This window comes from Methylobacterium adhaesivum, from assembly GCF_022179065.1.
Classification (GTDB): domain Bacteria; phylum Pseudomonadota; class Alphaproteobacteria; order Rhizobiales; family Beijerinckiaceae; genus Methylobacterium; species Methylobacterium adhaesivum.
Genome location: NZ_BPQD01000003.1, coordinates 227,655 through 248,015 on the forward strand (window position 1 = coordinate 227,655; position 20,361 = coordinate 248,015).

At 70.3% G+C, this 20,361-nt stretch carries 19 protein-coding genes; 8 read left to right on the forward strand and 11 right to left on the reverse strand.

Translation table 11 applies throughout. The features are described 5' to 3' along the window. Positions 1-165 precede the first annotated feature (165 nt). The 3 genes from MFF01_RS04820 (at position 166) to MFF01_RS04830 (ending at position 4,111) form a co-directional block, all read left to right on the forward strand. Complete coding sequence (locus MFF01_RS04820) at positions 166-2,415, forward strand: RelA/SpoT family protein (RefSeq protein WP_238222524.1); 2,250 nt, start codon at positions 166-168, stop codon at positions 2,413-2,415. A 73-nt stretch (positions 2,416-2,488) separates the two neighbouring features. Then, complete coding sequence (pyrE, locus tag MFF01_RS04825) at positions 2,489-3,079, forward strand: orotate phosphoribosyltransferase (RefSeq protein WP_238222525.1); 591 nt, start codon at positions 2,489-2,491, stop codon at positions 3,077-3,079. A 348-nt stretch (positions 3,080-3,427) separates the two neighbouring features. Then, positions 3,428-4,111, forward strand: a complete 684-nt coding sequence (locus MFF01_RS04830) for a LabA-like NYN domain-containing protein (protein WP_238222526.1) — start codon at positions 3,428-3,430, stop codon at positions 4,109-4,111. 64 nt (positions 4,112-4,175) lie between these two features. On the opposite strand, the gene MFF01_RS04835 is transcribed toward MFF01_RS04830, so the two are convergent. From MFF01_RS04835 to dapA, 3 genes are all read right to left on the reverse strand, one after another. After that, positions 4,176-4,742, reverse strand: coding sequence for a peroxiredoxin (locus MFF01_RS04835; RefSeq protein WP_238222528.1), 567 nt, complete (start codon positions 4,740-4,742; stop codon positions 4,176-4,178). A gap of 104 nt (positions 4,743-4,846) precedes the next feature. Beyond that, complete coding sequence (gene smpB, locus MFF01_RS04840) at positions 4,847-5,320, reverse strand: SsrA-binding protein SmpB (protein WP_238222530.1); 474 nt, start codon at positions 5,318-5,320, stop codon at positions 4,847-4,849. Positions 5,321-5,417: 97 nt separating this feature from the next. Further along, positions 5,418-6,317 (reverse strand): 4-hydroxy-tetrahydrodipicolinate synthase, encoded by a 900-nt coding sequence (dapA, locus tag MFF01_RS04845; RefSeq protein ID WP_238222532.1) that lies wholly within the window; start codon positions 6,315-6,317, stop codon positions 5,418-5,420. 182 nt (positions 6,318-6,499) lie between these two features. Between dapA and MFF01_RS04850 the strand changes: the two genes are divergently transcribed. Further along, positions 6,500-8,815 carry a lytic transglycosylase domain-containing protein gene (locus tag MFF01_RS04850; RefSeq protein WP_238222534.1) on the forward strand — a complete coding sequence of 772 codons (2,316 nt, stop codon included), beginning with the start codon at positions 6,500-6,502 and terminating at the stop codon, positions 8,813-8,815. A 124-nt stretch (positions 8,816-8,939) separates the two neighbouring features. Here MFF01_RS04850 and MFF01_RS04855 read toward each other — a convergent pair whose 3' ends face one another. Next, positions 8,940-9,392 carry a hypothetical protein gene (locus MFF01_RS04855; protein ID WP_238222535.1) on the reverse strand — a complete coding sequence of 151 codons (453 nt, stop codon included), beginning with the start codon at positions 9,390-9,392 and terminating at the stop codon, positions 8,940-8,942. Here MFF01_RS04855 and MFF01_RS04860 point away from each other — a divergent pair. Beyond that, positions 9,391-10,254: a GGDEF domain-containing protein gene (locus MFF01_RS04860; RefSeq protein WP_238222538.1), complete on the forward strand. Its 864-nt coding sequence runs from the start codon at positions 9,391-9,393 to the stop codon at positions 10,252-10,254. The two genes, MFF01_RS04855 and MFF01_RS04860, sit on opposite strands and share 2 nt — an antisense overlap. Before the next feature lie 25 nt (positions 10,255-10,279). Here MFF01_RS04860 and MFF01_RS04865 read toward each other — a convergent pair whose 3' ends face one another. The 6 genes from MFF01_RS04865 to MFF01_RS04890 form a co-directional block, all read right to left on the reverse strand. Next, the gene (locus tag MFF01_RS04865) at positions 10,280-10,564 is read right to left on the reverse strand and encodes a hypothetical protein (protein WP_238222540.1); all 285 of its coding nucleotides are present in this window, start codon (positions 10,562-10,564) and stop codon (positions 10,280-10,282) included. Positions 10,565-10,574: 10 nt separating this feature from the next. Next, the gene (locus MFF01_RS04870) at positions 10,575-12,515 is read right to left on the reverse strand and encodes an OmpA family protein (RefSeq protein WP_238222542.1); all 1,941 of its coding nucleotides are present in this window, start codon (positions 12,513-12,515) and stop codon (positions 10,575-10,577) included. A 71-nt stretch (positions 12,516-12,586) separates the two neighbouring features. After that, positions 12,587-14,416, reverse strand: coding sequence for an ABC-F family ATP-binding cassette domain-containing protein (locus MFF01_RS04875; RefSeq protein WP_238222543.1), 1,830 nt, complete (start codon positions 14,414-14,416; stop codon positions 12,587-12,589). A gap of 81 nt (positions 14,417-14,497) precedes the next feature. Beyond that, the gene (locus tag MFF01_RS04880) at positions 14,498-14,722 is read right to left on the reverse strand and encodes a hypothetical protein (RefSeq protein WP_238222545.1); all 225 of its coding nucleotides are present in this window, start codon (positions 14,720-14,722) and stop codon (positions 14,498-14,500) included. Between the two features lie 69 nt (positions 14,723-14,791). Then, positions 14,792-15,106 carry a polyhydroxyalkanoic acid system family protein gene (locus MFF01_RS04885; protein WP_238222547.1) on the reverse strand — a complete coding sequence of 105 codons (315 nt, stop codon included), beginning with the start codon at positions 15,104-15,106 and terminating at the stop codon, positions 14,792-14,794. Positions 15,107-15,298: 192 nt separating this feature from the next. Beyond that, positions 15,299-15,646 carry a septal ring lytic transglycosylase RlpA family protein gene (locus tag MFF01_RS04890; protein WP_238222549.1) on the reverse strand — a complete coding sequence of 116 codons (348 nt, stop codon included), beginning with the start codon at positions 15,644-15,646 and terminating at the stop codon, positions 15,299-15,301. Positions 15,647-16,244: 598 nt separating this feature from the next. Here MFF01_RS04890 and MFF01_RS04895 point away from each other — a divergent pair. Further along, positions 16,245-17,438 carry a site-specific DNA-methyltransferase gene (locus MFF01_RS04895; RefSeq protein ID WP_283207156.1) on the forward strand — a complete coding sequence of 398 codons (1,194 nt, stop codon included), beginning with the start codon at positions 16,245-16,247 and terminating at the stop codon, positions 17,436-17,438. A gap of 184 nt (positions 17,439-17,622) precedes the next feature. Here MFF01_RS04895 and mutY read toward each other — a convergent pair whose 3' ends face one another. Further along, complete coding sequence (mutY, locus tag MFF01_RS04900; RefSeq protein ID WP_238222553.1) at positions 17,623-18,945, reverse strand: A/G-specific adenine glycosylase; 1,323 nt, start codon at positions 18,943-18,945, stop codon at positions 17,623-17,625. 147 nt (positions 18,946-19,092) lie between these two features. On the opposite strand from mutY, the gene MFF01_RS04905 reads away from it, so the two are divergent. Next, positions 19,093-19,590: a DUF721 domain-containing protein gene (locus MFF01_RS04905; protein ID WP_238222555.1), complete on the forward strand. Its 498-nt coding sequence runs from the start codon at positions 19,093-19,095 to the stop codon at positions 19,588-19,590. An 89-nt stretch (positions 19,591-19,679) separates the two neighbouring features. Further along, complete coding sequence (locus MFF01_RS04910) at positions 19,680-20,336, forward strand: DsbA family protein (RefSeq protein WP_238222558.1); 657 nt, start codon at positions 19,680-19,682, stop codon at positions 20,334-20,336. The last annotated feature ends 25 nt before the right edge of the window (positions 20,337-20,361 follow it).

Sequence of the window (20,361 nt, forward strand, 5' to 3'; positions counted from 1 at the left end):
CCTGCGGTGGGGCGCTTCGGGTCTGCGGTCCGTTTCATCGTGCCTGCGGCACCTTTGTGCGCGCCTGCGGCGCTTGAGGGCTGGCGTGGGCGCGTGCGATGCGGGACAAATTCTCCTCGCGCCCGCGCTGCGGGAGCCGAAATCCGAAAAGGGTCTGTCTCGCGGATGATGCGCCAATACGAGCTTGTCGAGCGGGTGCGGCGCTACAACCCCGCCACGGACGAAGCCCTGCTCAACCGCGCCTACGTCTACGCCATGCGCGCTCACGGCACCCAGAAGCGGGCGTCCGGCGATCCGTTCTTCGCCCATCCCCTCGAGGTGGCGGGCATCCTCACCGACCTGCGCCTCGACGACGCCACCATCGTGGCCGCCGTGCTGCACGATACGGTGGAGGACACCACCGCGACGCTGGACGAGATCTCCGATCTGTTCGGCCCCGAGATCGGCGCCCTCGTCGACGGCCTGACCAAGCTGAAGCGCCTCGACCTCGTCTCGAAGCGCGCCGCCCAGGGCGAGAACTTCCGCAAGCTCCTGCTGGCGGTCGCGGCGGACGTGCGGGTGCTGCTGGTGAAGCTCGCCGACCGCCTGCACAACATGCGCACCCTTCACCACATGCGCGTGGACAAGCGCGAGCGCATCGCCCAGGAGACCCTCGACATCTACGCGCCGCTCGCCGGCCGCATGGGCATGCAGGAGCTGCGCGAGGAGCTCGAGGATCTCGCGCTGCGCAACCTCAAGCCGGAGATCTACGCCACCATCGCGCAGCGCCTCTCCGACCTCTCGGCGAAGTCCGAGCGCCTCGTCGAGAGCATCGAGCAGGACCTGACCACCCGCCTCGCCGCGCGGGGCATCGTCGCCGAGGTGACGGGGCGGCAGAAGCGGCCCTACTCCATCTCGGCCAAGATGGAGCGCAAGTCCGTCGCCTTCGAGCAATTGTCGGACATCTTCGGCTTCCGCATCATCGTGCAGACCCTGGCCGATTGCTACGCCGCCCTCGGCGTCGTCCACACCACCTGGCCGATGGTGCCGGGGCGCTACAAGGACTACATCTCGACCCCGAAGCAGAACGATTACCGCTCGATCCACACCACGGTGATCGGCCCGAAAAGCCAGCGCGTCGAACTCCAGATCCGCACCGCCGCCATGGACGAGATCGCCGAGTACGGCATCGCGGCCCACGCCCTCTACAAGGACATGAGCGGCCGGGAGGCCAGCGGGCGGGACGAGACCGGCGTTCCGCCGCACCTCGCCACCGAGAGCGGCGCCTATCAGTGGCTGCGCCGCACCATCGAGCTCCTGGCCGAGGGCGACAGCCCGGAGGAGTTTCTGGAGCACACGAAGCTCGAACTGTTCCAGGACCAGGTGTTCTGCTTCACCCCCAAGGGGCGCCTCATCGCCCTGCCGCGGGGCGCCACCCCCATCGACTTCGCCTACGCCGTGCACACCGACGTCGGCAATTCGGCGGTCGGCGCCAAGATCAACGGCCGCATGGCGCCGCTCCTGCACGAGCTCGTCAACGGCGACGAGGTCGAGATCGCCCGCGCCGACGGGCAATCGCCCCCGGCCGCCTGGGAATCCCTCGTGGTCACGGGCAAGGCCCGCGCGGCCATCCGCCGGGCGACGCGCTCGGCCGTGCGCCGGCAATATGCCGGCCTCGGGCGCCAGATCCTCGACCGCGCCTTTGAGCGGGCGGCGCGGAGCTTCTCCGAGGACAAGCTGCGCGGCGTCCTGCCCCGCCTCGCCCGGACCTCGACGGAGGACGTGTTCGCCGCGGTGGGCCGGGGCGAGATGTTCTCCGGCGACGTGGTGCGGGCGGTCTATCCCGACCACAAGGACGAGCGTCGCACGGTCTCGACGCCCCTGCAGCAGCCGGCCGGCGACGGCGCCGGGCGCCTGAGTCTGGCCAAGGACCAGACCATGCGCCTGACCTTCCCGGAAGGCGCCGTCGAGGCCGGGCGCCCCGACGCGATTCCCATCCGGGGCCTCGACACCGACCTGCCCGTGAGCTTCGCCCCCAACGGCGGCGCCGTTCCGGGCGACCGCATCGTCGGCATCCTCACCCCCGGCATCGGGGTCACGATCTATCCGATCCAGTCGGCGGCGCTTGCCGCCTTCGACAACGAGCCCGACCGCTGGCTCGACGTGCGCTGGGACGTGGAAGCGGGGGCGAGCGAGCGCTTCCCGGCGCGTCTGGCCCTGCAATCCATCAACGAGCCCGGCGTGCTCGCCTCCATCGCCCAGGTCATCGCCGACCACGACGGCAATATCGACAACCTGTCGATGAAGCGAAAGACCCAGGACTTCACCGAAATCGTCATCGATCTCGCCGTCTGGGACCTGAAGCACCTCAACGCCATCGTGGCGGAGCTGCGCGGCAAGCGCACCGTCGCGCGGGTGAACCGGGTGAACGGGTGAGGGAGGGACGCTTGCGCCCCTCCCCCGGCCCTGCCAACACACACGCGACCCTCGAGACCAACCGGAGCCCCCCATGACCCCTGAGCAGGTGCTCGCCGAATTCCGCGACGCGCAGGCCCTCCTCGAAGGCCATTTCATCCTCAGCTCCGGGCTGCATTCGGGGGTGTTCCTCCAGAAGATGGCGATCTTCTCCGATCCGGTGCGCACGGAGCGCCTGTGCAAGGCCCTGGCGGCGGCGATCACCGAGCGGTTCGGCCCTGTCGACATCGTCGTCTCGCCCGCCATCGGCGGCATCGTGCCGGGCTACGAGACGGCCCGCCACCTCGGCGCCCGGGCGATCTTCGTGGAGCGCGATCCCGGCGGGCCGTTCACCCTGCGGCGCGGCTTCAGCATCCCGGCGGGCACGCGGGCCGTCATCGTCGAGGACATCGTCACCACGGGGCTCTCGGCCCGCGAATGCCGCGCCTCCCTCGCGGGCGAGGCCGGCGAGATCGTGGGGGCGGCCTGCCTTATCGACCGTTCGGGCGGGCGCGGCGAGATCGGCCTGCCGCTGGTCACCCTCGTCACCCTCGACATCCCGGCCTACCCGGCCGACGCCCTGCCACCCGAACTCGCCGCCCTGCCGGCGGTCAAACCCGGCAGCCGGGTGATGCACAAGACCTGATCCGGCCCTTGGGCACGGCGCGCCCGGGAGGGATCGATCGGCGTTCGCGGGACGACGCCGATCGGGACATGCGTCGCTCTTGCCGGAGGCTTTGTTTCCGGCTCTCGAATGAAACCTGACCGGGATGCGTGGATTCACTACACGTAATACTTGTTCCCCTTGACAGAATTCGTCCAATAGTCCTACTCAGTTTGATATTCATGCGCGCCCCGTCGAGCTGTCACCATCTTGTCGATGAAGAGCTTGATCGAAACCGTATCTTAAGCACGATTTCTGTATGACATCGGGCTGAATGACAGGGGCGCGTGTGCGGGCATTGCCTGCTTTGTCTTGAAAATGGATCGTTTCATGAGCGCACAACAGCGCAGCGCCCTCTTCATCGATGGGGCCAACCTCTACGCCGCGACCAAAGCCCTCGGGTTCGACATCGATTACCGTCGCCTGCTGAAGGAATTCCAGGCCCGGGACAATCTCATCCGAGCCTTCTACTACACCGCCATGGTGGAAGATCAGGAATACTCTTCGATCCGCCCGCTGATCGATTGGCTCGACTACAACGGCTACCGGGTCGTGACCAAGCCGGCCAAGGAGTTCGTCGATTCGGCCGGCCGCCGCAAGATCAAGGGCAACATGGACATCGAGCTCGCCATCGATGCCCTCGAACTCGCCCCCCGCATCGACCACATGGTGCTGTTCTCCGGCGACGGCGATTTCCGCTCCCTCGTGGAGGCGATGCAGCGCAAGGGCGTGCGCGTGACCGTGGTGTCCACGATCCAGACCCAGCCCGCCATGGTGGCCGACGACCTGCGCCGGCAGGCCGACGAGTTCCTCGATCTCGTGCACCTCATCCCGCGCGTCGGGCGCGACCCCGGCGAGCGCAACGCGCGCCCCGTGCCCGACCGTTTCACCGCCAGCCCCGCCGACACAGGCACCCGCTCGCGCGGCGAGACCCCCGAACGCTCGGCCCGCCCGAGCCCAGCCCTCGAGACCCGCTACGGGATCAGGCAGGGCGACGAGCCCCAGGAGGGGTAGGAACGTCGTCGGGCAAGACGTGAGGCCCCCTCCTTTCCAGTGAGGGGGCGAACCCGTGTGCGGGCTATGCCCTCGCGTCGAGCCAGGCGATGACCTGTTCCGCGCTGCGGTCGGGCGGGAAGACCGGATAGAACACCTTCGTCACCCGCCCATCGTCGAGCACGAGGGTGAGGCGGCGCAGCAGCGTCAGGCCCCCGGCCGTGAAGGTGGGCAGGGTCATCGCCCGCGTGAGCGCCCCGTGCGGATCGGCGAGCAGGCTGAACGGCAGGTGCAGGCGCGTCGCCACCTCGCGCTGATAGGCGCTCGTCTGCGTCGACAACCCGTGGACATGGGCGACCCCGCGCCGGACGAGTCCGGCGTGATGATCGCGAAAATCACAGGCCTGCGGAGTACAGCCGCGTGCGCCCGGAATCGCATCCCAGTCCGGGACGAGGGTGGGCTGGCCGGGTTCGCCCGTACGCGGATAGGCGTAGACCACCGCCCGGCCCTTCAGGCGATGCAGGGACACCCGGGTTCCGTCCGTCGCCTCCAGGGAGACGTCGGGGGCGATCATGCCTTCGAGGTGGCGGGCGCCGCCGTCATCCACCGGGGCGGGCAGGTCGGCGGGGAGAGACGAGAAGTCGGGGGTCATGCGCGGCGATCCGGAAGAGTCACGGGCCGCCAGCCTATCTCCACCCGCGAACAAACTCAGCCCGGGAAAACCTTAGCCCAAGGAAACCTTAGCCCAAGAAAACCTTAGCCCTTGTCACGCATGATCCGGGCGCGGTCGCGCTGCCAGTCGCGCTCTTTCGAGGCCTCGCGTTTGTCGTGGAGCTTCTTGCCGCGTCCCAACCCCAGTTCGATCTTCGCCCGGCCGCGCTCGTTGAAGTAGATCTTCAGGGGCACCACGGTGAAGCCCTCGCGCTGGGTGGCGCCGATGAGCTTGTTGATCTGCTTGCGGTGCAGCAGCAGGCGGCGCGGCCGCTTGGTCTCGTGGTTGAAGCGGTTCGCCTCGACGTATTCCGGGATGTAGGCGTTGAACAGCATCAGGTCGGTGCCCGATGGTCCGGCATAGGCCTCGCCGATGGTCGCCTTGCCCTTGCGCAGGGACTTGACCTCGGTGCCCGTGAGCGCGAGCCCGGCCTCGAGGGTGTCGGTGATCTCGTAATGGTAGCGGGCGGCGCGGTTGTCGGCGACGACGCGGCGGTCGGAAGCGGGTTTGGGTGCCATCACATCGTCGGTTCAGGCCGGCCGCCGGAATGCGGCCGGGCCAGGGGATATGGTCCGTCCGGCGCGGTTTCGCCAGTTGGAATCACGCGTCCGGAAATCACCCGTCGAGGAGCCCGGCATGGCGCAGGGCGGCGTCGATGGTCCCGCGGCCGGCCTCGGTGACGGGCAGCAGCGGCAGGCGCAGTTCTTCGCGGATATGGCCCAGCCGAGCCAGCGCGTACTTCGCCGGGGCTGGGTTCGGCTCGACGAACATGGCCGTGTGGAGCGGCAGCAGGCGGTCCTGCAAGGCCAGCGCCTTGGCGTAATCGCCGGCGAGCGTCGCCTCCTGCAGGTCCGCGCACAGGCGCGGGGCGACGTTCGACACCACCGAGATGCAGCCGCGCCCGCCATGGGCGTTGAAGCCGAGCGCCGTCGCGTCCTCGCCCGAGAGCTGGATGAAGTCCGGCCCCATGGCCTGGCGCTGGAGGCTGACCCGGTCGAGCTTGGCCGTGGCGTCCTTCACCCCGACAATGTTCTTCAGCTCGTACAGGCGCGCCATGGTCTCGACGCTCATGTCGACGATGGAGCGGCCGGGAATGTTGTAGAGGATGATCGGGATGCCGATGGCGTCGTTGATCGCCTTGAAGTGGGCGTAGAGCCCGTCCTGGGACGGCTTGTTGTAATAGGGCGTCACCACCAGCACGGCGTCGGCGCCGGCCTTTTCGGCATGGCGCGCCCGCTCCACCGCCTCGGCCGTGGAGTTCGATCCGGCGCCTGCGATCACCGGCACGCGCCCGGCGGCCGTCTCGATGCAGATCGCGACCACGCGGTCGTGTTCGGCCGGGGTCACCGTCGGAGTCTCGCCCGTGGTCCCGACCGGCACGAGGCCGTGGATGCCCTCCTCGATCTGCCAGGTCACGAGCTTGCGGAACGCGTCCTCGTCGAGGGCGCCGTCCCGGAACGGGGTCACCAGGGCGGTCATCGCGCCCTTGAGGCGCCGGGTGGTCGTGTCGGTCATCCTGGCGTTCCCGGCCCCGGGGGCTCGTCTCGCGGCAGGGCCAGGACCGGCCCCGCGTCAGGCGGCGAGACATAAAGCCTTGGCCGCACGGGCGCAAACGCTGCGTTCACGGGGTTAATGCCTTCTTAATGCCCTCTGGGTGAGCTTGAAGGAGGCCCGCACTCGCAGGGATTCGCAAGACCATGGTGCTCCGGACGTGCTCGCATCGCGCCACCCTGGTCCTCGCCGTGGCCGGACCCCTCCTGGTCGGCTCCGTCCTGATGGCGACCGTGCCGGGCTCCGGCGTGTCCGCGGCGGAGACCCCGCCGTCGCGTGAGGCCCCCCCGGCGAGCGACGCCGCCGCGCCGTCGAGCGTTCTCACCGATACGACGACGCCCGATCCCGTGGCGGCCGACGCCCTGAAGATCGAAACCAAGTCCGCCGAGACGCCGGCCGGAGCGCCCCCCGCCTCCGCCCTCCACGCCACGGCCAAGGCCTATGCCTCCGCCGATCCGGAGGCCGGCATCGCCTTCCCCCTGCCCGATGCGGCCGTGTCGTCCGTGGCTCCGGTGCCGGAGGTGCCCGATCCGCGCCGCGCTCTGGGCATCGCCCCCGACCTCGACATCCCGGCCCTGCGCACGGCCATCGACACCTATCGCAAGGGCAAGGTCGCCGAGGGTGACCGCCTGCGCGAGGCGTTCACGGATCCGGCCGTCCGCGCCCTCCTCGAATGGGTCGCCATCCGGGCCGGGGCCGGGATCGGCTTCGAGCGCACGGTGGCGTTCACGCGGACCAATCCCGATTGGCCGGCCGGTCCCCTGCTCCGCCGCCGCGCCGAAGAGGCTCTCCTCATCGAGCGCAAGCCCCCGGCCGTGGTGCGCGCCTACTTCGCCACCACGAAGCCCGCGAGCCCTCCCGGAAAGTTCGCCCTGGCGCTGGCCTTCCGTTCTGAGGGCCTCGACGGGGATGCAGCCACCCTCGTGCGCGACCTGTGGCGCTCCGACACCTTCGGGCGCAACCTCGAGACCCGGGTGATGGACGCGTTTCCGGGCGTGCTGACCCGGATCGACCACCGCTTCCGCATGGAGCGCGCCCTCCTCAAAGAGGATTACGAGACCGCCGGCCGCGCGGCGTCCTACGCGGGGACGAGCTACGCCACCCTGGTGCGGGCGCGGCGCGCCGTGGAGGACAAGAGTTCGGCCGCGCCCAGTGCCCTCAACGCCGTGCCGCCCTCGCTCCGGGGCGACTCCTCCTACATCCTGTCGCGGGCGCAGTATCTGCGCCGCACGGAGAAGTACGCGGAGGTCGCCGCCCTCCTGTCGGTCGCGCCGACGAACCCCGACATTCTCGTCGACGGCGACGAGTGGTGGGTCGAGCGCCGCATCGTCGCGCGCAAGCTCGTGGATCTCGGTGATCCCCGCACCGCCTACGTGGTCGCCGGGCGCCACAGCGCCCGCACGGTGGAGAAGCGCATCGAGGCCGAGTTCCACGCCGGCTGGATCGCCCTGCGCTTCCTCGACGATGCCGGCGCGGCCGCGCGCCACTTCGAGGCCGCCGCCGCCATCGCCGAGACGCCGATCTCCCAGGCCCGGGCCGCCTACTGGCAGGGCCGGGCCGCCGAGGCGCTGGGCAAGGCCGAGGACGCGAAGGCTGCCTACGAGCGCGCCGCCCTCCAGCCCATCGCGTATTACGGTCAGCTCGCCCGGGCGAAGCTCGGCCGCGCCAGTCTGGCGCTGCGCGCGATGCCGGAACTCGACGCGCCCGCCCGCGCCGCTTTCGCCGACCGGCTGCCCATGCGGGCCCTGCGCCTGCTGGAGGCGGCCGCCTTGCGCGATCTCGCCCTGCCGCTCTACATCGACGCGGCGACGAAGCTCACCGACCCGGCCGAACTCGAGGCTCTCGGCACCATCGCGGTGGACGTCCGCAACGCCCGCGCCCTCGTCGCCATCGGCAAGATCGCGGTGCAGCGCGGCCTGCCGCTGGACATCCACGCCTACCCGACCATCGGCATTCCGGCCTACGAGGCCTCGGCCGCCGTGCCGCTCGTCGAGAAGGCCATGGTGTTCGCCATCGCCCGGCAGGAGAGCCAGTTCGACCCCCTCGCGCAATCAAGCGTCGGCGCGCGCGGCCTCATGCAAATGATGCCGGCCACCGCCCAGCGCACGGCCCGCCGGGTGAGCGCCGCCTTCGACCAGGACCGCCTCACCAGCGACCCCGCCTACAACGCCCGCCTCGGCCAGGCCCATCTCGGCGAGCTCATGGACGATTGGCGCGGCTCCTACATCCTCGCCTTCGCCTCGTACAATGCCGGCGGCGGCAACGTGAAGAAGTGGATCGACGCCTACGGCGACCCGCGCAAACCCGGCGTCGATCCCATCGACTGGGTCGAGCGCATCCCCTTCACGGAGACGCGCAACTACGTCCAGCGGGTGATGGAGAACCTGCAGATCTACCGCACCCGCCTCGACACCAAGAGCGCGCTGCTCATCGAGGGGGATTTGCAGCGCGGAGCCCGCTGAGGCGCCTGCCGCGTCGTTTCTCGTGCACGGTGGTATTCGATCGGGAGGTCGTTCAACGCGAACGACGCGAGGGGAGTATAATTTTAAGATCTAGTTCGGAGGTTGGTGACGAGTCCGACCGTCGTCATCGGCAGGAGAAATATTTCTTATGCCGCACGGGGCGTCGGTGGATTTCAGGCAGGTTTGTGCGGGAGAACTCCAGCGCCCCTGGCATCGGGTGCGCTTTCTCGACCCGGCCCTGGAGGCGGATTTTCGCGAGATCCAGCGTCCCGCCCGCCGGCGGCATGTCGTCATCGAGATCATGCTTCTCGCGCTGCTCACGATCGTCATCGCGCCGATCGATTATCTGGAGAACCCGGACTGGAAGCTCGCCTGGTTCCTGCGCTTCGCCGTGTTGATTCCCATCAAGGCCGTCGCGGTGCGGATCGCCCTGCGCGCCCGGACCGATCGGACCCTCGATTTCGCCGCGGCGCTGTCGTTCTGCTGCGGCATCGCCATGATGACACCTGTCGGGCTGTTCCTGGAAGCCGAAGGGCCGGATCCGCTGCTTCACGGTCCTCGGTGCGGTGATCGTCATGCACACGGCCTTTTCCGGGCAGCGGATCGTCGGCGCCAGCCTGACCCTCGCATTCGCCCTCATGGTCTTCGGGGCCGCCTGCGTCCTCATCGAGGGCGGGCATCTCGGCGGCATGATCACCTTCGCCGCCTTCATCGCGTTTTTCTCCGTCGTTGCCCTCGGCGTCCATCTCTACGTGATCGAGCGATCGGCGCGCGGCGTCTTCCTGCGGGAGCGAATGCATACGGCGACGAACGCCAGACTCAGTCATCTGGCAGGTGAACTCGACCGCCTGGCGCAGACCGATGCCCTGACCGGCATCGGTAATCGCCGGCAGCTGGAGCGCGCCCTCGACGAAAGCTGGCGCCACGGCCTTCAGCAGGGAGGCTGGATCGGGCTGGCGCTGTGCGACGTCGATTATTTCAAGCCCTTCAACGACCGGGCCGGGCATCCGGCGGGGGACGATTGCCTGCGCCGGATCGCCGGCTGCCTGGACATGGCCTTTGCCGGCCCGAACGTCACCGTTGCCCGTTTCGGCGGCGAGGAATTCGCCATCGTCGCGTCGGATCACTCACCCGAGGCCATAATTCGCCTCGGCGAGGCGGCGTGCTCGGCCATTACCGCCCTGGCGCTGCCCCACCCCGGCCGGCCGGATGGACCGGGGCAGGTGACCATCAGCGTCGGCGTGTCCTGCTTCGTACCGAGTCCGGTCATGACGCAAGGCGACCTCATGCGGGCGGCGGACGGAGCCCTCTACGAAGCCAAGCGCCTCGGCCGCAACCGCGTCGTGGCCCGCGCGGTGCTGCCGGCGCGTCCGAATCTGCTTACCCCGTCCGACGCGTCGGACGGGCGGGATGCCGTTCGGATCCGGTCCGCGTCGTGATCCGCCGCCGCCGGGTGGCGCAGCGTCAGGGGCTTGGCTCGGTTCGGGCGCGGGTGAACAGCGCGGCGAGCGTCGCTCCGGCGAGGTAGGCGGCCAGGACCAGGGCTCCGACCTCGACCCAGAGGCCGGCCCGGCCCGGAACGCTGGCGGTCGCGGCGAGGCTGCCCGCGACGAGGACCGCGAGCGCCATGAGCATGGCGCCCGCCCGCGCCATCGGCCTGCGCGGCGGGCCGGCGAGGCGGCCCACCACCACCCCGAGGAGAAAGCCGAGCACCAGGGCCGGGCCGATCAGCGTCAGCAGGGCGATCACGCGGCGTTCCTCACGGACGGAGTGCGAGCCCGATACCCTCGGCGGGGGCGCGGGCGGCCGGTTCGGTGGCGATCCGGTCGGGCGGCAGCCCGGCCTGGAGCAGGTATTCGGTGAGGGCGAGGGCGCGCTGGCGCGCCAGGTCCGGCTCGGGTTCGGCCGGGGCCTCGGCGGCCGGTTTCTCGGGCGGGGCCTTCGCCTTCTGGGCCTTGCCGGGCTTGTCCTTGTCCTTGGCGGTCGCCTTGGCCCTGGTGTCCGTGGCTTTGGCCTCCGTGGCCTTCTCGACGGAGGCCGTGCTCTCGACGGCGGTCTCGACGGCGGGTTTCGGGCCCGGCGCGGCGCCTGCCGGGTCGGTGTGCCCCGACACCGCGAGGCGGCCGGCCGGGCAGGCCTTGGCCCAGGCGGCCACGGCGTCGAGGAGGGGCTGGAACGGGGCCGGCACCGTGGCGCTACCGGCGGGGAACGCGAGGGGCTTCGGGGGTTCGAGGGCGGCGAACCGCGTTCGGCAGGCCGCGTCGTCCGGTCCGGTGGCGACGCCCGGCACCGCGATCGCCGCGCTGCCCTGCCAGCCGACGGGCAGCGTCCGGGGCAGGCCCGCCTCGAGGCGCCGCGCGCCTTCGGGATAGAGACTGTCGCCCGTGAGGGTGAGGTCGCGGTCGGCCACCCGCACCTCTCCGCGCGCCAGCACCGAGAGCGCGTTGATCCCCGCCTCCAGGGCCTCCGGCAGGCCCGGGGGCGCGCCGTCCGCCAACCGGCTCCGGTCGACGATCCGCTCATGGAAGAATTTTGGGCGCAGGGCGGCGAGCACCCGCGCGCGGGTGGCGGCATCGGGCAGGTGACCGCCGAGGGTGACGCTGTCGGGCTCGCGCCGCACCTGCACGCGGTAGGGCTTGAGCGGCCGGCTTTCGAGATTGACGGGGCCGGCCTCGACCCCGGCGGGGCGCCCGTCGCGCATCAGGGCGGCGATCTCGCCCGAGGCCTGCCCGTCGAGGACGATGCCGGTGACCGTCACGGCGCCCCCGGCGAAGCTGACCCGTCCCTCCTGTAGCAGGGCGGCGAGGCGCAGCGCGAAGGAGGCGAGGCTCGCCGGATCGATCCGGGCATCGAGACCCCGCGCCGTGCGTGTCTCGTCGAGGATGCCGGCCCCTTCGGCGATCTCCGTGGCGCCGGCGCGCAGGGCGGCGCGGGCGCTCTCCGAGACCACGTGGCCGGTCAGGCCGACGCCGCCGCCGGGGGCACGCAGGATGGCGAAGGCGAAGTCCGGAACCCGCGCCGGCAGGATCTCGATGGTCCCGAGGGTGAACCCCGTCGGCGGGGTCGCGAGGGCCGCGCGCAGGGCGGCCTCCTCCTCCGTCGAGACCGCCTCGCCCCGGATCGACAGGCGGGTGTCGGAGAGGTCCGCCCGGGCCCCGGGCCGCAGGGCCCTGAGGGCCAGGACGGCGTCGGACGCGGCCTCCCGGAACTCCGCCGGAGCGCCGTAGGCCGCGTGGGTCGAATCGGTGATCTGGGTGCCGGGCGCCAGGACCGAACCCATGGCCTCGGCCAGGGCGCGCGGGCCGATCTCCGCCGGGCGGTTGCCCGAGAGTTCGATGCGGTCCGGCCCCGTGCGCGTCGCCGACCAGACGAAGGGCGCGGCGGTCTCGACGAGGCCGAGGTCCCCCTCGATTCGGCGCAGGCCCGGCAGGGCGGCGAGCCGCGTGTTGGCGCCGTCCCGCGCGGCGGCATCGGGCGCCTCGCCCGAGACGATGAGGTCGCGGCCCCGCGCCGTCGCCGTCAGCCAGGGCTCGGCCCCGGCCCGTGCCGTGTCCTGCACCACCTGCCCGGCTTGCTCCGCGAGGTGGGCTTCCAGGGGCGGCGTCACGACGGGCACGGCGACGCCGAGGAGGACGGCGAGGCCGGGCAGGCCGACGAGCCAGCCGAATCGGCGGACTTGGTTGCGAAGGAAGGCGGACACGGGGATTCCGGTGACGGGCGGCGCGCGATGCCGCCTCACATCACACCGCCTTCACGGCATCATGAAGGCCGTCAGGCGTCGCGCAGCATCTCCAGTTCGAGCCAGCGGTCCTCGGCCGCGCCGAGCTGGGTCTCGGCCTCCGCCAGGAGGGCGGACGCCTTGGCGAAGCGCGCCGGATCGCGGGCGTAGAGTTGCGGGTCGGCCAGCACCGCGCGCAGCTTGGCGATGTCGGATTCGAGCTTCTTCATCCGCTCCGGCAGGGTCTTCAGTTCGTGCTGGTCCTTGAAGCCGAGCTTGCCCTTGGGCGACGCGGTCTCCGCTTTGGTGGTTTCCTTGGCGCTGTCCGCGGCCTTGCGCTGCTCGGCCCGGCCGGCGCGGGTGGTGGAGGCCACGGTGCGGGCCTGCACCCCCTGGCCGCGCTGGGCGATCATGTCGGTGTAGCCGCCGGCATACTCGATCCAGGCGCCCTCCCCCTCGCTGACGAGGACGCTGCCCACCACCCGGTCGAGGAAGTCGCGGTCGTGGCTCACCAGGATCAGGGTGCCGGAATAATCGGTGAGCATCTCCTGCAGGAGGTCGAGGGTCTCGAGATCGAGGTCGTTGGTCGGCTCGTCGAGCACCAGGAGGTTGGCGGGTTGTGCCAGGGCGCGGGCGATGAGGAGGCGGTTGCGCTCGCCGCCCGACAGGACGCTGACCGGCGTCCTGGCTTGCTCGGGGGCGAACAGAAAATCCTTCATGTAGCCGATGACGTGGCGGCTCACCCCGCCCACGGTGACGGAGTCGCCGCTGCCGCCGGTGAGGACCTCCGTCACCGTCATCGACGGCTCCAGCACCGCGCGGGTCTGGTCGAGGAGCATCATCTTGAGGTTGGTGCCGAGCGCGATGGTGCCGGAATCCGGCGGCTGCTGCCCGGTGAGCAGGTTGATGAGGGTGGTCTTGCCGGCGCCGTTCGGGCCGACGATGCCGAGGCGGTCGCCGCGCATCACGCGGATCGACAGGTCGGCCACGATGGTGCGCTCGCCGTAGGCCTTCGTGGCGCCCTTGGCCTCGACCACCAGGGCGCCCGAGGGATCGGCCTCCGTCGAACTCATGGTGGCGGTGCCGACGGGGCGGCGGTCCTCGCGCCGGTCCTTGCGCAGCTGTTGCAGGTTGCCGAGGCGCCGGACGTTGCGCTTGCGCCGGGCGGTGACGCCGTAGCGCAGCCAATGCTCCTCGTCGGCGATCTTGCGCTCGAGCTTGTGCCGGTCGCGCTCCTCCTCCTCGAAGAAGGCGTCGCGCCACGCCTCGAAGGTGGCAAAGCCCTGCTCGATCCGCCGGGTGGTGCCCCGGTCGAGCCAGACCGTGGTCTTCGACAGGGCCGAGAGGAAGCGCCTGTCGTGCGAGATGAGGACAAGGGCGCCGCGCACGCTCTTCAGCTCGGCCTCCAGCCACTCGATGGCCGGCAGGTCGAGGTGGTTGGTGGGCTCGTCCAGCAGCAGCACGTCGGGCTCGGGCGCCAGCGCCTGGGCAAGCGCCACGCGCCGGCCCTCGCCGCCCGACAGCTGCGACGGGTCCTCCGCACCGGTCATGCCGAGACTCTCCAGCAGGTAGCGGGCGCGGTAGGCGTCGTCGCCGTGGGTGAGGCCGGATTCGACGAAGTCGAGGGTGGTCTTGAACCCCGAGAAGTCCGGCTCCTGGGCGAGATACCGGATCGTGGTGCCGGGCTGGACGAAACGCACGCCCTTGTCGGGCTCCACCAGCCCGGCGGCGATCTTCATGAGGGTCGATTTGCCCGAGCCGTTGCGGCCGACGAGGCAGGTGCGTTCGCCCGGCGAGATCGCCAGTTCGGCCCGTTCGATGAGCGGCGTGCCGCCGAACGTGAGGGCGACGTCTTGAAGGGTGAGGAGCGGGGGAGCGGCCATGGCCGGGCTTATGGCAGTGCCGGCGCCCGCGAACAAATCGTTCGGGGCGCCGGACGCACGCGGCCTGAGCGGTGGTGCGGTCTACATCACCGGGTTGGCGGGTCCCGTGGGGGCGGGGCCGACGTCGGGGCCGATGCCCGGATCGTTCACCGGGATCTCGGCGGGCGTCACGTCGGGCGCCTCCGTCGGGGAGCGCCCCGGAAAGTCCGGCTCCGGCAGATCGGGACCGGGCGGCGGCGTCTGCGGTGCCTCGTAGGGCGTCTCGGGCACGGGCGCTTCGGGGATCGGGGAGCCGGGATTCGACATGGATTGGCCTCGCGAAAGGTCGGGGCTGAAGAACGGGCGCCCGACGCGACGGTTCCGAGCCTGCCCCGGCTACTTCTTCGTGAGGAGCAGGTTGCCCTCCTGGCCGAGCTTCTTCTGGATGCGCTCGGCGAACAGGGCCAGGAGCAGCGGCAGCCGCACCTCGACCCGCACGGTCTCGGGGCGCACGTCCACCTGCCCGTCGACCTTCTGGCCCATGGCCGCCATGGCGAAGTCGAGGCGATCGTCGGTCCAGGTCATCCGGTCGACGGCGATGCCGGTCTTGCCGAGCATGCCCTGGACCTGATCCAGGCCCTCGGCGATGCGCCGGCGGGCTTCGGCGAGGCCGAGTTCATGCGGAATTTCGACGATCAGGGGCTTGGGCATCAGAGTCCTGCGCGGGTTTGAGAGTGCCTCACGAAACGCCCGGTCACCGCCGGGTCTCACGCCGAGCACGACGGCGCGGCGGGAGCTTCGTGAAAGACACTACGCCAGCCCCGGACATGGGGACGGCCACCGGCGAGACAACGCCGGCGGCCGCGGATCGGCCCGTTTTCGCAGCGGCGCGGCTCTCTAAGGTCAGTTCACCACGTGCAAGGCGACGCGGGTCACGCCGCCCAGACCGATGGCGCGGGCCGGCCCCTTGGCGAGATCGATGATCCGGCCGCGCACGAACGGCCCCCGGTCGTTGATGCGCACCACAACGGAGCGGCCGTTGCGCTTGTTCTCCACCCGCACCCGGGTGCCGAAGGGCAAGCTGCGATGGGCCGCCGTCATTCCGTTCGGGTTGAAGCGCTCGCCGTTGGCCGTCTTGCGACCGCTTCCGTACCAGGAGGCCGCGCCGCTCTGGGCGGCGGCGGGCAGGCTGGCGAGGGTCATGACGGTTCCGGCGACGGCGGCGGCCACACGAACAGGCTTGATGTTCATTCGATCTTGCTCGGTTGTTTCGGATGGCCGGCAAAATGAAGCGGAACGGGGCCAAAATAAGACCGGGTGAAATAAGGCAATTCCTGCCACGAATGAGGCTAGAGGCGACAAATTTGTTAAACTTATCATGGGTTGTATTTGAGTTTCTCATGTGACGCCGAAAAGCTTCGATCTTTCCTTGCGAATGCTTGTTCGGCGCCCAGGGCCGGTTGCGCAGCGGGGCCAGGACACGCCAAAAGAAGAAACCGGCTTTGCATGGCGTGAAACCCAGCCATGCGCAGGGCTGCCGGCAAGCAGTGGAGAATATTTTTCCGGACCGGAGACAGCCGTCGCCGATGTGGCGGCGTTTCAACGATACAGCCGGTCCAATGTCGCTGATTTCTGTACGGTGTGGTAGCCGACCTCCAGCAACGGATAGCCTGGGGACACGTGAATAAAGTCACGGGTTGTTTGGGCGTGTCGTCCGGAGGGCCGGCGAAGACACACCCGGCAAAAATTGCAGCCCCAAATCGAGACACATTCTCCTCAAGCCGGCAACGCAGCCTTTACGTTAACGGGCCCATGGTCCGCCTTGTCAGTCGCGTAACCGGTGTTTGCCATGGCTTCCCCGCGTACCGTGGTTGCCGGCACCGCCGCCCGGAAAAGTGTCTCGCGTCCCGGGCGGCTCGTGTCGGCGCCGCGGATGGGTCTCGTACCCGCCGCTCAACGTCTTCCCCTCGACGAAATCCTCGTCGGTGATTGCATCGCGGCCATGAACGCCCTGCCGGCGGGCAGCGTCGATTGCGTGTTCGCCGATCCGCCCTACAACCTCCAGCTCGGCGAGGGCTCGCTCCTGCGGCCCGACCAGAGCCGCGTCGACGCCGTCGACGACGCCTGGGACCAGTTCTCGAGCTTTGCCGCCTACGACGCCTTCACCCGCGCCTGGCTCACGGCCGCCCGCCGGGTGATGAAGCCGAACGCGACCCTGTGGGTCATCGGCTCCTACCACAACATCTTTCGCGTCGGCGGCGCCCTTCAGGACCTCGGGTTCTGGATCCTCAACGACATCGTGTGGCGCAAGGCCAACCCGATGCCGAACTTCCGGGGCAAGCGCTTCACCAACGCCCACGAGACCCTGATCTGGGCCTCGCGCTCGGCCGAATCCAAGGGCTACACGTTCCATTACGAGGCGCTGAAGGGCGGCAACGACGACGTCCAGATGCGCTCGGACTGGTTCATCCCCCTCTGCACCGGCGACGAGCGCCTGAAAGGCGCCGACGGCCAGAAGGTCCACCCGACCCAGAAGCCCGAGGCCCTGCTCGCCCGCACGCTCCTGTCGGCGACGAACCCCGGCGACGTGGTCCTCGATCCGTTCTTCGGCACCGGCACCACCGGGGCCGTGGCCAAGCGCCTGGGCCGCCGCTTCATCGGCATCGAGCGCGAGACGGTCTATGCCGACGCGGCCCGCGCCCGCATCGATGCCGTCGAGCCCCTGTCCCAGGCCGCCCTCATGGTGGCACCGACGAAGCGCGCCGAACCCCGCGTCGCCTTCCTCAGCGTCCTCGAGGCCGGGCACATCCGGGCCGGCGAGACCCTCACGGACGCGCGTGGCCGCCATTCGGCCGTCGTGCGCCCCGACGGCACCCTCATGGCCGGCCCGGCCTCGGGCTCGATCCACAAGATCGGCGCCCTCGTCCAGGGCCTCCCCGCCTGCAACGGCTGGGATTTCTGGCACGCCACCCGCGACGGCAAGCCGGTGGTGATCGACGTGTTTCGGAGTCTGATGCGTGCGGCCATGGGGTCGGCGGCCTGATTTTTTTGGACGGACGCCCGGCGCGTTTCCTTCTCCCCTCTGCGGGAGAAGGTGGCCCGCGAAGCGGGTCGGATGAGGGGTGCGCCGCATCCGGATGGGGCTTCCCCTCTTGCGGGACTGCGTCCCGGCCCGCCTGCTCCGCAGGCACCCTCCCCCGCAGAGGGGGGAGGGTTCGCGCCCGACCTTATCTGCGCGTTCTCGGCCGCCCGCGCTTGCGCGCCACGTCCGGCGGCGCTGCCTCCTCCCCCTCCCCAAAGAACCCCTCCCCGTCCTCGGGCGGAGGCGGCACGGCCGCGACTCGTGGCGCGGGCTTCGGCACGGGGCGAAAGCTCGGCGGCGGCGGCGGGGCTTCCTCCTCCGGCTCCGCGAAGAGCGGCGTGTCGGGAATCACCCGCATGGCCTTCGGGCGCCCACGTTTGACCGGCTCCGGCTTCGGATCGAAGGCGTGGGCGAGCACCTTCTTCATCACGCCCGGCAGGGGCTCGTCGTCGAGATCGCGCCGGGGCGTGAAGCGCATGCCGGCGGGGGGCTGCGTGCTCAGGGCCACGCGGGCGAAGAACACCGTCAGCTCCAGGGGGAAATGCGTGAAGCCGTGGCGCACGAGGCCGGGCAGCCGCTTCCAGCGGGCGTCGAACGGCGCGTCGAGGAGCGCCTGGGCCGGGTCGTAATCGGGCTCCCACGGGCTCATGGGCGGTTCGGCCATGGCGCCGAGCAGCCCCTCGGGCGGGCGGGTGCGCAAGAGGATCGCCTCGTCGCCGGCTCGCACCGCGACGAAGGCCGCGCCCCGGCGGAGCGTCCCCTTCACGGCTTTGAGTTTTCGCGGGAACGTCTCCTGCGTACCGGCGGCGCGGGCGCGGCACGGCGCCATCCAGGGACACAGGGCGCAGGCCGGGCGCTTGGGGGTGCAGATCGTGGCGCCGAGATCCATCACGGCCTGTGCGAAGTCGCCCGGCCGGTCGTCGGGCACCAGGGCCTGCGTCACCACGCGGACCTCGGCGCGGGCCGCCGGCATCAGGGTCTCGATGGCGTGGAGCCGCGTCATCACCCGCTCGACGTTGCCGTCGACGGCGGCCTCCGGGCGGCCGAACGCGATGGCCGCGATGGCGCCGGCCGTGTAGGCGCCGACCCCCGGCAGCTTCCTCAGGCCCACGAGGGTGTCGGGAAACGCGCCTGCTGCCGCCACGGCCTTGGCGCAGGCATGGAGGTTGCGGGCGCGGGAATAGTAACCGAGCCCGGCCCAAGCCGACATCACCGCCTCGTCGGGTGCGGCCGCCAGGGCGTCGACGGAGGGAAACCGCTCGAGGAACTTGTGGAAGTAGGGTTTGACCGCCGCGATGGTGGTCTGCTGCAGCATCACCTCGGACAGCCAGATCCGGTACGGGTCCGGCGCCTCGCCCGGCAGGGCGCGCCAGGGCAGCACGCGGCGATGCCGGTCGTACCAGGCCAGAAGCTCCGTCGCCTCGGGGGCTGGAAGGGGGGTGTCGGTCACGGGGCTCGACCCTGGCATGGGCGCCCGTCCTACCCCGGCGGCGGAGCGCATCCAACCCTTCGCCACCGTCCCTTCGCGCCACCGTCCCTTCGCGCCGTCGGCAACGCCGTGCTAACCATTCGGGGCCGATACCGGCGGGATCGTGGGAGAGACGGAACGGTGCGCATGGCGCGGGTGAAGCCCCTGGCCGAACTGCTCGATGCCTGCATCGGCCCGGCCTTCGCCGCGCAGGGCTTCGCCTCCACGGACATCCTCGCCGCGTGGCCCGAGATCGTCGGCGAGCGCCTCGCCCGCTACTGCCAGCCCTCGAAGCTCGAATGGCCGCGCCGGCGCCGGCGCGAGGAGGAGGGCCGGCCCGATCCCGGCACCCTCGTGGTGCGGGTCGAGGGCGTGTTCGCCCTCGAACTCCAGCACCTCGCCCCCGTGGTGATCCAGCGCATCAACGCCCATTACGGCTGGGCCTGCGTCGCCAAGATCGTCCTGCGCCAGGGCCGGGTCGACCGCATCGGCCGGAAAGTGCCGCCGCCGGTGATCGATCCCGTCCGCCGCGGCGAAGTGGCGCTCGCGGTCGGCACCATCGGCGACGACGCCCTGCGCGACGCCCTCGACCGCCTCGGCACGGCGGTGGTGGCGACGTCCTCCAAGGCCGCTCCGAGGCGCTGAGAGTCCCTCCCGCCTTGTCAGGAGGCCCAGGGGATTCTACCGCAGACGCCAGACGATACCCCGGTCCGCAAGCGGAGCCAGTCACAGCCATGATCACCCGGCGCGACGCCATCAAAGCCACCGGTCTCGCCCTCGGCGCGGCGACCCTCCTGCCCCGGTTCACCCTGGATGCGTTCGCGCAAGGGGCCGTGAACCTCTCGACCCTGATGGAGCCCGGACCGCTGGGCGACGTCTGGCTCGGTCCGAAGGACGCCAAGGTCACGATCATCGAGTATGCCTCGATGACCTGTTCGCACTGCGCCGCCTTCCACCGCACGACGTATCCGCTCCTGAAGGAGCGCTACATCGACACCGGCAAGGTGCGCTTCACATTGCGCGAATTCCCCCTCGACCCGCTGGCCACCGCCGCCTTCATGCTGGCGCGCTGCGACGGCGACGCGAAGTACTATCCCATCACCGATCTCTTGTTCGACCAGCAGCAGGCCTGGGCCTACGTCCAGAAGCCGCAATCGCCCGTGGACGCCCTGGAGCAGATGCTGCGCCAGGCCGGCTACTCGAAGGACAAGTTCGAGGCCTGCCTCAAGGATCAGAAGCTCTACGGAGCGATCAACGCCGTGAAGCAGAAGGGCATGGACACCTTCAAGGTCGATTCCACGCCGACCTTCTTCATCAACGGCGAGCGATACACCGGCGAGATGTCCATCGAGGGCATGGAAAAGGTGATCAAGCCAATTCTGGGCGCCTGACGCATCGCTTTCGCGGTGTCGAGGC